Here is a 14130-nt window from a genome sequence, read left to right on the forward strand (position 1 = left end):
TGCTCAAGACAACAAACAACACGTAGATATGATGAACCATCCCGGTCCAGAAATTTCTCTGGGTGGAATGGAGAACAAGTCGGATATTGCTGCCTGTTTACCAATCCTTCTGCGTCATCTTGGCTGGGATAGAACGCCACGGCATATTATAGAGGCAATGCCTCACTTTGCTGATGATATCGACTCATCTCAATTGCGAAGAATATTATCTAACCTGAATATCATAACCCATCCGACAAAATTGAAACTTTCTCAGTTGGATCCGAGATTAACACCCTGTTTGTTCAAACCAGGAAATGATCCCGCACTGGTTATTCTGGAACACCATGGGACAACGGCGACTGTATATGACGGGCAAAGAAAAAAAACACTCGAAATTAAAACCAGGGGCTTAAAGGGTACTGCCTATCTGATTGAAGAAGCAGATGTAAAAAGAAGCGAAATTAAAAAACAGTCTGATTCAGGCCAATGGTTTGACATGATTAGTAGGCGTTTTAAGCCTCTTATTTGGCAGATGCTGGGAATTACGGCAATTGTCAATATTTTGGCCTTGAGTGTTCCCCTCTTTATTATGGCCGTTTATGACTGGGTCATTATTTCTTCCTCACAACTCACCCTAACAAATCTCGTTTTAGGGGTAACAATCGCTATTTTGGCTGACTCCTTGCTACGAGTGATGAGAGCCAGGATGTTATCCTACATGGGTGGTCGGATAGATATGATTGTTGGGGTATCAGCATTCAAACAAATTCTGCACCTTCCCGTTGCGATGACAGAGCGCGCCAGTATCGGCACACAAATTTCCCGCCTCAAACAATTTGAGGCTGTTCGGGATTTCTTTACCGGCCCCTTGGCGAGCGTATTTTTAGATCTCCCTTTTGCTGTATTATATATCCTCGTCATAGCTATTATTGCTGGCCCTCTCGCGTGGGTTCCACTGATTTTAATCGTCTTATTCGCACTCATTGGGATAACCCTCCACCCTGTTCTCAAACGCGCAATAAAATCTTCTGGTGAAGCCAAATCAGAACGGCAAGGTTTTCTAGTTGAAATGATGTCCCAGTTCAGAGCCATTAAGCTCGCTGGAGCGGAATCAATTTGGCACTCCCGTTATCGGGATATCTCTGCAAAGACAGCCAAATCCAACTTCAAAAGCTCACAAATAACGTCTCTCATTCAAACGCTTGCCCAGGTTCTTATGATGTTATCAGGTGTTGCGACCCTTGCTGTCGGGACTTTACTGGTATTAGAGGGAGACATAACGCTTGGTGCTCTTATTGCGTCCATGGCATTGGTTTGGCGTGTACTCTCACCCTTGCATACAGGTTTCTTATCTCTAAATCGTCTGGAACAAATGAGCATTGGCTTATCTCACCTAAACCAGCTGATGAAACTACAGCTTGAGAAAGAGCCAAATAAAATAATCAGCAGGCATCGTGAGTTTAAAGGGGAAATAACCTTTAACCGTGTGAGTATGCGTTATTCAATGAAAACAGAGCCCGCACTGTTAGGCGCCGGCTTTAGCATAGATCCTGGTGAGTTTGTATGCGTTACCGGACCCAACGGATCGGGAAAATCGACAATACTGAGGCTCGTCGCAGGGTTATATAAGCCTCAATCAGGTGCAATCTTATTAGACGGCATTAATATTCAACAGTTGGACATGGGAGAGCTTCGAAACTCGATTGCCTATGCCCCTCAGCACTGTCATTTGTTCTATGGAACAATTTCCCAAAACCTGCGGCTTGCAGAACCAAACGCCAGTGATGAACAAATCATCCAGGCAATTGAAGATGTTGGACTTAAAGAGGAAATCCAAGATCTTCCTGATGGGCTGGAAACCAGACTTACGGACCAATTACAACGACAATTACCCGCTGGATTTAAGCAAAAAATTATGTTGGCCCGCGCCTATATAAAACGTGCAAATATAATGCTGCTGGACGAACCCGCCAATAACCTTGATTGGGAAGGCGATCAATTATTTCTTAAGAAAATTGAAACCCTTAAAGGTAATACCACCGTTCTGGCCGTTACCCATAGGCCAAGCCACATGCGACATGCAGATAGGATACTTTACATCGAAAATGGCGCCATTTTGTTAAATGGACCTCCCCAAGCCGTAATGGAAAAGCTTGGCATGATCCCCAAGACTGTGTCCCAGGCATGAGCAAAATTTCAGGTACAGATAAGATGCAAAATACGTTTAAAACACAAAGCGATAAACGACCTTTCCCACCAAGGTCAAATCGTCGTTTAATTCGTTTTCTTTCTCAACCACTTCTTCTTGAAGAAACAGGGCCTCCAAGGCTGCTTGGACAATTTGTCGTTGTTTTCGTTCTTTTACTCATTTGCTTTGGTCTATGGGCTGCATTGGCTAAAATCAGCGAACGAGCAACAACACACGGGAGTATCGTTCCCGCTGGGAATTTGCACGTTGTACAGCACCTTGAAGGCGGCATTATATCTGAAATTTTGGTCGATAACGGGCAGATTGTACACAAAGGAGATACCCTTTTCCGTCTGGATGAAGCCGCTGCTAAAGGTGAGTTGGAACAATTAAAGGCCAGGGAAGTTAGTTTGGCTTTGCGGGCAGAAAGACTTGAATCTTTTGTTTTAAACAGACAACCAGACTTTTCTTTTGCTGCGGAATATCCTGACCTCGTCAGTGATCAAACGGCCATTCTTTCTTTGCAGCAAGAAGCACTCGCCAGTCAAAGAACCGTCTTACAATCACGCATTGAACAACGCAGTAATGAAACCGTTGCCCTCAATAATCGAGAGGCCAATCTTAAACGCCAAATCACACTTATTACGGAACAGGTAGAACTCCATCGTAACCTATTCAAAAAAGGTATTGAGGCCCGTACCAACGTATTGGATGTCGAACGATCTCTGATCCAGGTTAAGGGGGATTTACTCTCAGTCCAAGGGGATATCATTCGCTCCCGGGAAGCCAAAATAGAAGCTCAAAGTGCCTTGGTTGAACTCGGCGCAAATCTTCGGAGTGATTCTCTTTTAGAAATGGGAACAGTAACCGCTGAATTGGCAGAAGTCAGAGAAGCCAAAGCAAAACTAGAAGACAGGGTGTCCCGTTTGGAAATCGTCGCCCCAACCGACGGTATTGTGAAAGGCCTGGCGACAAAAACCATCAGTGCGGTTGTCGGCCCCGGCGATGTATTGATGGAAATAGTCCCCTTCTCCTCTCATCTTATTGCCGAAGTAGAGATCCAACCGAAAGATGTCGGCCACCTAAAGATCGGGCAAACAGCCAAAGTTAAACTTACCTCTTATGATGTATCCCGGTTTGGTGATGTATCTGGTAAACTTACATATATATCAGCATCAACCTTTCAGGATGAACAGGGTGAGCCCTTTTATAAAGGCACCATTGATCTGGATAAAAATTACGTTGGCAATCAACCTGATCGTAATTTAATCCTGCCAGGCATGGTCGTTGACGCCGATATAACAACGGGCAACAGAACCGTGATGCAGTATCTTTTGAAGCCAATTTATCGTGCCTTGGATAGCTCTTTTGGCGAACGATAATTATCTGGTTGTATAGAGGAAATGCCTTATTCGATCAGACTTTTAAAAAGTTCCAGCTTACCATTTGCACTTCGTTCAAGAGTTTTATGGCCATAAACATTAATCTCTGCAGGAAAATGAAGAGCTGACTGAGCCCATTTGGTCAGCTTTTCTTTTTGGTCTTTGGTAAGCTTGTTATCTACCGCCAAGTTTAAATCCAACTTGGTTAAAGACCTTTGTATAATTTGATATTCCTTAACCGGGGCAATGGTGAGTAAAGCTTTATAATCTTTCGCAGATAAGGCAATCCATCGATGAGAGCCATCGGGATGGCGTAATCTGTTACGTTCCCGTCCCAGAATAGATTTTAAAACCGGTAATCCGCGGCCACAAGAACATGCTTCCCCCATCACGCCATAATCGCCAACAGCGTATCTGATCAATGGCATGGCAAAATTATGTAAGGGTGTTACAAGGATTTTCCCAGGTAATCCGGGAGGACAAGCCTTGCCCTCTTCATCAACGACCTCCAGCAACACCCCCTCACTCTGTACGTGATAGTGATCATTTTCTGGGCATTGAAGTCCGAGATAACCGAGTTCGCGGGTTGAATAGAGATCGACAATCTTAACCCCAAAAGCCTCATGACAAAGCTCTCTCACCTTTGGTGTTAAAACTTCAGAAATGGTTTCCACCTGACGAAGCTTTTTAGGCCGAATTTTCTTTTTAATACAATATTCGGCCAAGCGCTGTATAAGGCTTGGGTAAGTAATCAAGAACTCTGGGTCTGTTCTCAACAGCCATTCAGCTTGCTGTTCAAGGGTTGAGTTAATATTTAATCCCGCGATTGGCCCTGTTTTGAAAAGCTCAGCTTTTCCCTTCAAGGATCCCCAGCCCATCCCCGTTGTTCCGGGATACTTTGCCTGCCCCTTTTTAGCAATACGAATATGCCCCAGTTTCCAACCGGGATCACGTTCATGCCAAATGTGATCACGTGCCGTAAAAGCTCGCCAGAATACCCGGCTCAAGGCCGTGTTTTTAACTGCTATCGGTTGCCCTGTTGAACCAGAGGTATATTGCGTACCAATACCCCCGTGACTGCGTGGCGTCTTGCTAGAAACAAGTGCCTCCCCCTGCCCTCCTATATCTGCTCGCTCTAAAATGGGAAGACTTTGCCAAATTTCCATAAGTCCAGATACGGAGGTTGGAACCGGGTAGTCCTTATAATGAGGAACAGTTTTGATGGCATGTTTGAAAAGAGAAAACAGTTGTTTAAACTGATTTTCATTTATTTTCTCAGGGCTCCACCACTGGCTATTATCAAGCTGGGTTAGTGTGCTGATAACGGCTAGATTTTCTGGGGTGCCTATGGCCGGAAACTCAAGATGCTCAATATTGCTTGTTAAGTGAAAATTGTTCAGCCAACTGTTCTTTTGCAAAGCTTCCCCCCAAAATAGATTAGGAAAACCCTACACCAGAGATCACAAAGCAGACAAAGACTGATTAAAAATTATTTTTAAGAGACCACCAATTACCATGTAAAGGATTCAATACTTTCGAATGAAACCGTCGCCCCATTCCCTGTGGTAATCGTACCGGAATCATCCGTTAACAGAGCTGGGTCAAAAGCATCCGCACTTGAGAAGGTATCCCCATTATCTAACGCGACGGCCCAACCATCCAATGCGGCAGATAAATCAATTGTATCAGTCCCTAAACCGCCATCGACCCAATCGGTGTCTCCGGTTCCATTACTGCCATCAAAGATAAAGAGATCATTTCCTTGATCACCATTGAGAGTATCATTCCCGCTGCCGCCATAAATGGTATCGACCCCAGTACCCCCAGAGATCGTATCATCTCCTGAGCCACCATAGAGCATATCCTTCCCATTTTCTCCATTTAAGACATCATCGCCTTGACCACCATAGAGGATATCCCCGGAGTTTCCGCCAGAAAGATTATCGTTTCCTGTTCCGCCAACCAAAGTATCTACTTGATTATCGCCGGTAATCGTATCGTTGCCACCAAGTCCCCATATTTCATCGGGATGTACGGTGCCGGTAAGCGTATCATCACCAGCCGTACCTATCTGAGTTGCACCAGACATATCGCCAGGATCTTCGATATCTGCGGTTTGAACATCATTTATGTCACCGACCCCAATGGAAAAGACTTCCTGATAGGTATTACCGGATCCGTCATCCACTTCAATAGTCACAGAGTGTGAAGTTTGGCTTTCGTAATCGACACCTGCGGCCAGTTTCAGCTGGCTGCCGTCGATAGAAAACTTGCTATCGGGATCAGAAACGATGCTGTAGGTAAATCCTGCGCCTGTATCCACATCAGTCGCGGAAAGATTTCCAACAACTGTACCAATCCCGGCGCTCTCAGCAACAGAGCTAGAACTCAGCGAGATATCTGTTGCCGCGGTATCATCCACATCAGTCACACCTATGGTAAGGACTTCCTGATAGGTATTACCAGTTCCGTCATCTACTTCTATGGTAACCGAATGCGACGTAGAGGTCTCAGCATCAACACCGGCTGCTAATTTTAACTGAGAGCCATCAATAGTGAACTTGCTATCCGGATCAGAGATGATGGTATATGTGAAAGAACCACTGGTAGCTATGTTCGCAGAAAGGTTACCGACAACATCGCCTAAATTGGCACTTTCAGCGATTGAGTTGGTTGAAATGGCTATATTCGGTAAACTTGAAGCTTCTGTACCGATATCTTGGCTTGTCTCTTCCCGCGCCACAGGAACATCAACGCTTTCAAGTTTGTTATCTGCGTTCAGATCAAGTTGCTCACTAAAACCACTGTCTTTAATTGGTACGCTTAGAGGGCTTAACTCCACAGAATTTGTAGCATTGGGAAGTTCTGTACCAGGTAACGTATCCACTTCATTGGGTACATTTTCATTTTGAGTACCCGTTGAAGAACTCGCTCCTGCCTCTAGAGATTTCGGATCATTTGAACTCAGAGGGGTTGAAAAATTAAACTCATTAGCGGGATCAATTCCATCAACACCACTGGAATTGGTCGTATCAATCCCATTAGAATTTTCAAGGTCTATTTCTACAGTTTCAATAGCTTTAGGATCGAAATCTTCACCCTGTTCGGACGAACCATAATGGAGGTTTGCTGCTGAAGAACTGTTTTCTACACCACCAAGTTTTTTCGAGCTGTTTTCTTCGACTTTATCCAGCTCTTTTCTCTCTGATGATTCGTTATCCAACAGGTTTTCATCCACAGAAAACAACTTTCCTGCGGTGGTTAAACCATCCTTTTCCTGGTCTTGATCTGCCATAAAATACTCCCGTATCCGGCAAGATCTTTTGGGCCAAAGCTATCCTCTATGGATGCTCCGCATGAGGGGAGATCAATTGCCGATTAAAGAAATCTACACTGATTATTGGTGTATTCTTATGAACAAGATGTTAATTTTTTTGTCGAATAAGCTTCTGTAAAATTTGGATAAAATACGATGTAAATTTAGGATTATTTTTAAACTGTAATAAGCAGTTGAGGCTCCTATACAAATAAACCTCGGGTTGAAGTGATAGGAAAATAATCAAGTTGTTTTTAAGGGAATTTATTTTTAAATTTTCTTCATCGAAGGGCTGAAATTCCGACTATACAGTAAAATGGGCTTCTTTTTCTTTACCTGAAGCGTTTTTTACCAGGTAAATGACTCGACACTTTCAAATGTGACTGTTGCGCCATTCCCTGTCGTAAGAGTACCAGTATCATCTGTAATTAATGCTGCATCAAAAGTATCAGTGCTAGAGAAAGTATCCCCGTTATCCAGTACCACAGTCCAGCCATCCATAGCACTGGATAAATCGATGGTATCAACGCCAGATCCACCATTCACCCAGTTACTATCACCAACACTACTACTGCCATCGAAAACAAACACGTCGTTACCATTATCCCCGGTCATCGTGTCGTTTCCACTTCCTGCGTAGATAAAATCGTTCCCATTTCCCCCTTGGATAATATCATTACCAGAACCACCGTAAATCGTGTCAGAAGAGTTCTCGCCGTACAGAGTATCGTTTCCAGAGCCCCCATAAAGAATATCACCTGAATTACCACCTTCGATAAAATCATTTCCGGTTCCACCAATTAAAGTATCGGCTTGATTACCGCCTTTAATCGTATCATTACCACCAAGCCCCCAAATTTCATCCTTGGCGTTTGTCCCATCAAGATCATCATTTCCAGATGTCCCAATAATTGTTGCCCCAGACATAGATCCAGGGTCTTCAATATCGGCAGTTTGAACATCATTCACATCACCAACATTAATGGTAAATGTTTCCTGATAGGTGTGCCCCGCACCATCATTGACTTCAACCGTTACGGCGTGTGAGGTTGCATTCTCATAGTCCACACCAGCAGCAAGTTTAAGCTGGTCGCCATCAATCGAGAACAAGGTACTATCGTCTATTGGGGCCTCAGTATAGGAAATTTGGGTTAGGAGATAATCAGAACCATCCGAACCATCGGTTTGCTCTTTTGCCGTAAAGACAAGTTGATCAAAATTATCCGCGGGGTTGATCGTGAAAGTGCCTGTATTCTGATTATTTGCCGGGTTGAAATCACCCTCAGCAACCAGAACGCCATCATTATATGCCTGCCAGTGAGCAGATTCATCGAAACTATCAAACAGATATTTAAAAGAGACATCAGCAGTATCGACCTCATTATCAAAGTCGACGATTAATTTTTCGGATTGTGCACTTGCCTGGTCGTATCCGAGTTGCTCGTTCATTCCACTGTCAGAATTTGAAATCGCCCCTGATACACCAAAACCATTACCGTTGGTAGATACATTAGCTGAAGAGGCATCAGTAAGGTTTGCACCACTAATTGATTGCGCAGTAACGGAAAAACCGTTGCTGGTATCAGATATATTCGAACTAGAAATAACACCGGATCCCTGAGTGGGATTGCTAATAATCGTATAGGTAAAGGAACTACTATCCACATCTGTTGCTGATAGATTTCCAATAACAGATCCCACCCCGGCGTTTTCGGCTATGGAACTATTGGATAGAGCTATATCAGTTGGAGCATTATCATCAACATCACTCACACCAATAGAGAAAGTTTCCTGATAGGTATTACCCGCGCCATCATCGACTTCGATGGTGACGGAGTGGGCGGTTGATGTCTCAGCATCAACCCCAGCAGCAAGCTTAAGCTGAGAGCCATCAATGACAAACTTGCTATCGGGATCTGATACAATTGTATAAGTAAACGAACTGCTGTCCACATCTGTAGCAGAAAGATCTCCAACAACCGCACCAACCGAGGTATCCCAGTTATTTCCAACTGTTGATATCACAAGGTTGGAAACATCCATACCTTCGCCATTAGCCGTTACATCGATCCCATAATCAATAGCGACCTTGCCAGACGCGTCTGTTACAACCTGAAAACTATAACTGGTTGCATCCCCTTCATGTGAAAATACCTGTTGAACACCATTTACATTGACGGTGAAATCATCCTGGTAGGTTCCGGTTTCTTCCCACCCACCGAAAGATTGGGTATCAAAGGAAATGTTGACCGTTTTGCCTGCGTTTTCGGTGCCAAAATCATAAGTATTGGATGAAGAACTATCCGAAATTAAATGTGCAGGAGCAGCATCCGTTATAAGAGCGGTTCCTTCAGGACGTGCTAACCCAACAATATTTTCAGCAATCGACGTGTTAGACAGTGCAATATCAGTAGCGGCGGTATCATCAACGTCTGTGACACCAACGGAGAAAGTCTCCTGATAGGTATTACCGGAGCCATCATCCACCTGGATGGTCACAGAGTGAGCCGTGGAACTCTCGGCATCAACACCGGCGTTAAGCTTGAGCTGGTCGCCGTCGATGATGAACTTATTATCCGGGTCGGAAACAATGGAGTAGCTAAACGAGCTGCTATCAACATCGGTTGCGGACAGATTGCCAACAACGGTACCAACACCTGCACTCTCGGCTACGGAGTTGTTCGACAGCGCAATATCAGTGGCCGCGGTATCGTCAACGTCGGTCACACCAACAGAGAAAGTTTCCTGATAGGTATTACCCGCGCCATCATCGACCTCGATGGTGACGGAGTGGGCAGTCGATGTCTCGGCATCAACACCAGCGTTAAGTTTGAGCTGATCGCCGTCGATTACGAACTTATTATCCGGGTCGGAAACAATCGAATAGCTGAATGAGCTACTATCGACATCAATGGCGGACAGATTACCAACAACGGTGCCAACCCCGGCGCTCTCAACAACTGAGTTGTTAGACAGCGCTATATCAGTCGCCGCGGTATCATCAACGTCTGTAACACCAACAGAGAATGTTTCCTGATAGGTATTACCCGCGCCATCATCCACCTGGATGGTGACGGAGTGAGCGGTAGAATTCTCGGCATCAACACTGGCGTTAAGCTTGAGCTGGTCGCCATCTATTACGAACTTGCTGTCGGGATCAGATACAATCGTGTAGCTGAAGGTAGAACTGTCGACATCGGTTGCGGACAAGTTGCCAACAACAGTGCCTACCCCGGCGCTCTCGGCGACAGATGAATTAGACAGCGCAATATCAGTCGCGGCGGTATCATCCACGTCTGTGACACCAACAGAGAAGGTTTCCTGATAGGTATTTCCCGAACCATCATCGACCTGGATGGTGACAGAGTGGGCGGTCGATGTCTCGGCATCAACACCTGCGTTAAGCTTGAGCTGATCGCCGTCGATTACGAACTTGTTATCCGGGTCAGAAACAATCGTGTAGCTGAATGAGCTACTATCAACATCAATGGCGGACAGATTACCAACAACGGTACCTACTCCAGCACTCTCAACAACTGAGTTGTTAGACAGCGCAATATCAGTGGCCGCGGTATCATCCACGTCTGTGACACCAACAGAGAAGGTTTCCTGATAGGTATTTCCGGAACCATCATCAACTTCAATGGTAACAGAGTGAGCAGTCGATGTCTCAGCATCAACACCGGCGTTAAGTTTCAGCTGATCGCCGTCGATTACGAACTTGTTATCCGGGTCGGAAACGATTGAGTAACTGAAGGAGCTACTATCGACATCAGTGGCGGACAGGTTACCAACAACAGTGCCAACGCCTGCGCTTTCGGCTACGGAGTTGTTGGACAGCGCAATATCAGTCGCCGCGGTATCATCAACGTCTGTGACACCAACAGAGAATGTTTCCTGATAGGTATTTCCGGAGCCATCATCGACTTCAATGGTAACCGAATGAGCGGTCGATGTCTCCGCATCAACACCAGCGTTAAGTTTGAGCTGGTCGCCATCGATTACGAATTTATTATCCGGGTCGGAAACAATCGTATAACTAAAGCTGCTACTGTCGACATCAGTTGCAGACAGGTTGCCAACGACGGTGCCAACCCCGGCGCTCTCAACAACTGAGTTGTTAGACAGCGCTATATCAGTCGCCGCGGTATCATCAACGTCTGTAACACCAACAGAGAATGTTTCCTGATAGGTATTACCCGCGCCATCATCCACCTGGATGGTGACGGAGTGAGCGGTAGAATTCTCGGCATCAACACTGGCGTTAAGCTTGAGCTGGTCGCCATCTATTACGAACTTGCTGTCGGGATCAGATACAATCGTGTAGCTGAAGGTAGAACTGTCGACATCGGTTGCGGACAAGTTGCCAACAACAGTGCCTACCCCGGCGCTCTCGGCGACAGATGAATTAGACAGCGCAATATCAGTCGCGGCGGTATCATCCACGTCTGTGACACCAACAGAGAAGGTTTCCTGATAGGTATTTCCCGAACCATCATCGACCTGGATGGTGACAGAGTGGGCGGTCGATGTCTCGGCATCAACACCTGCGTTAAGCTTGAGCTGATCGCCGTCGATTACGAACTTGTTATCCGGGTCAGAAACAATCGTGTAGCTGAATGAGCTACTATCAACATCAATGGCGGACAGATTACCAACAACGGTACCTACTCCAGCACTCTCAACAACTGAGTTGTTAGACAGCGCAATATCAGTGGCCGCGGTATCATCCACGTCTGTGACACCAACAGAGAAGGTTTCCTGATAGGTATTTCCGGAACCATCATCGACTTCAATGGTAACAGAGTGAGCAGTCGATGTCTCAGCATCAACACCGGCGTTAAGTTTCAGCTGATCGCCGTCGATTACGAACTTGTTATCCGGGTCGGAAACGATTGAGTAACTGAAGGAGCTACTATCGACATCAGTGGCGGACAGGTTACCAACAACAGTGCCAACGCCTGCGCTTTCGGCTACGGAGTTGTTGGACAGCGCAATATCAGTCGCCGCGGTATCATCAACGTCTGTGACACCAACAGAGAATGTTTCCTGATAGGTATTTCCGGAGCCATCATCGACTTCAATGGTAACCGAATGAGCGGTCGATGTCTCCGCATCAACACCAGCGTTAAGTTTGAGCTGGTCGCCATCGATTACGAATTTATTATCCGGGTCGGAAACAATCGTATAACTAAAGCTGCTACTGTCGACATCAGTTGCAGACAGGTTGCCAACGACGGTGCCAACCCCGGCGCTCTCGGCTACCGAGCTGTTAGACAGCGCAATATCTGTCGCAGCGGTATCATCAACATCTGTGACACCAACGGAGAAAGTCTCCTGATAGGTATTACCCGCGCCATCATCCACCTGGATGGTGACGGAGTGAGCGGTAGAATTCTCGGCATCAACACTGGCATTAAGCTTGAGCTGGTCGCCATCGATGATGAACTTATTATCCGGATCGGAAACGATGGAGTAGCTGAATGAGCTGCTATCGACATCGGTCGCAGACAGATTACCAACAACGGTACCAACACCTGCGCTCTCAGCTACGGAGTTGTTGGACAGCGCCATATCAGTCGCCGCGGTATCATCAACGTCTGTAACACCAACAGAGAATGTTTCCTGATAGGTATTACCCGCGCCATCATTGACTTCAATGGTAACCGAATGTGCGTTCGATGTCTCCGCATCAACGCCTGCGTTAAGTTTGAGCTGGTCGCCATCAATGATGAACTTATTATCTGGATCAGATACGATGGAGTAGCTGAATGAGCTGCTATCGACATCGGTGGCAGACAGGTTACCAACAACGGTACCTACACCGGCGCTCTCGGCTACGGAGTTGTTGGACAGCGCAATATCAGTCGCCGCGGTATCATCAACGTCTGTGACACCAACGGAGAAAGTTTCCTGATAGATATTTCCGGAGCCATCATCGACTTCAATAGTCACCGAATGAGCGGTCGATGTCTCCGCATCAACACCGGCGTTAAGCTTGAGCTGGTCGCCATCGATGATGAATTTATTATCCGGGTCAGAAACGATGGAGTAGCTGAATGAGCTGCTATCGACATCGGTTGCAGACAGGTTACCAACAACGGTACCAACGCCTGCGCTCTCAGCTACAGAGCTGTTAGACAGCGCAATATCAGTCGCCGCGGTATCATCAACGTCTGTGACACCAACGGAGAAAGTTTCCTGATAGGTATTTCCGGAGCCATCATCGACTTCAATAGTCACCGAATGAGCGGTCGATGTCTCCGCATCAACACCTGCGTTAAGTTTGAGCTGGTCGCCGTCGATGATGAACTTATTATCTGGATCAGATACGATGGAGTAGCTGAATGAGCTGCTATCGACATCGGTGGCAGACAGGTTACCAACAACGGTACCTACACCGGCGCTCTCGGTTACGGAGCTGTTCGACAGTGCAATATCTGTGGCGGCGGTATCATCAACGTCTGAAACACCAACAGAGAATGTCTCCTGATAGGTATTTCCCGAACCATCATCGACCTCGATGGTGACGGTGTGGGCGGTCGATGTCTCAGCATCAACACCAGCGTTAAGTTTGAGCTGATCGCCCTCAATGATGAACTTGTTATCCGGGTCGGAAACGATAATGTAAGTGAAATTATTACTTTCAGCATCCGTTGCAGAGATTGTCGCAACCGTATCACCGATAGATGCGGCTTCAGATACTGAACTTTCAGACAGGGTAATGTCAGTGAGCGCAGTCGTATCAACAAACGTGGTTGGAACCTCTGCTTCGGTGTTCTCGCTTTTTTCCTGTTGTACAGTTATCTGTGCAATAAACTGATCGCTGAGATCTAAATCTGCAATATTGAGTTTAAATGGAAGTAATTCACTAATTTCTGTGGAACTTGACTGAGATGAAGATGCCGTATTTTGACTTTCGACAGGGGGAGTTGCAATGCTTTGAGTAAGTTCAGTTGTTCCATAATCAGTCCCAGAAGTATTTTTAGGATTCAGAATTTCTGAAAGATTATTTTCTATATCAAAAATCAAAACATCAGAAATGTCATCTACGACAATGGAACTCTCCACCAGAGAGATATCAAAATTGTCCCCTTGTTCAGGAGAACCATAGTGGAGGTTGGCTGCCGAAGAGATATCTTCCAGACCAGGCAATCGATCCGGATTTACTTCAAGGACTTTATCCAGATCTTTCTTTTCTGAAGAGATGTTGAGCACAGCATCATCTTCTACGGCTGTTTTATAAGTCGTAGTAATATCTC

Annotated in this window: 5 protein-coding genes; 2 read left to right on the forward strand and 3 right to left on the reverse strand. The window is 45.8% G+C overall.

All coding sequences use genetic code 11. From position 1 onward, the window contains the following. Positions 1–157: 157 nt before the first annotated feature. Complete coding sequence (locus tag ACOGW3_RS19670) at positions 158–2170, forward strand: peptidase domain-containing ABC transporter (RefSeq protein WP_419904504.1); 2013 nt, start codon at positions 158–160, stop codon at positions 2168–2170. Then, positions 2167–3552, forward strand: coding sequence for an HlyD family type I secretion periplasmic adaptor subunit (locus tag ACOGW3_RS19675; protein WP_419904505.1), 1386 nt, complete (start codon positions 2167–2169; stop codon positions 3550–3552). The genes ACOGW3_RS19670 and ACOGW3_RS19675 overlap by 4 nt, the downstream gene beginning before the upstream one ends. Positions 3553–3578: 26 nt before the next feature. Here ACOGW3_RS19675 and ACOGW3_RS19680 read toward each other — a convergent pair whose 3' ends face one another. From ACOGW3_RS19680 to ACOGW3_RS19690, 3 genes are all read right to left on the reverse strand, one after another. Further along, on the reverse strand, positions 3579–4970 hold the full coding sequence (locus ACOGW3_RS19680; protein ID WP_419904506.1) for a phenylacetate--CoA ligase family protein: 1392 nt from the start codon (positions 4968–4970) through the stop codon (positions 3579–3581). A 92-nt stretch (positions 4971–5062) separates the two neighbouring features. Next, complete coding sequence (locus tag ACOGW3_RS19685) at positions 5063–6847, reverse strand: calcium-binding protein (RefSeq protein ID WP_419904507.1); 1785 nt, start codon at positions 6845–6847, stop codon at positions 5063–5065. A 369-nt stretch (positions 6848–7216) separates the two neighbouring features. Continuing rightward, positions 7217–14086 carry a cadherin domain-containing protein gene (locus tag ACOGW3_RS19690; protein ID WP_419904508.1) on the reverse strand — a complete coding sequence of 2290 codons (6870 nt, stop codon included), beginning with the start codon at positions 14084–14086 and terminating at the stop codon, positions 7217–7219. Between the last annotated feature and the right edge of the window lie 44 nt (positions 14087–14130).

The organism is Kiloniella sp. (assembly GCF_965205715.1).
Lineage (GTDB): Bacteria > Pseudomonadota > Alphaproteobacteria > Kiloniellales > Kiloniellaceae > Kiloniella.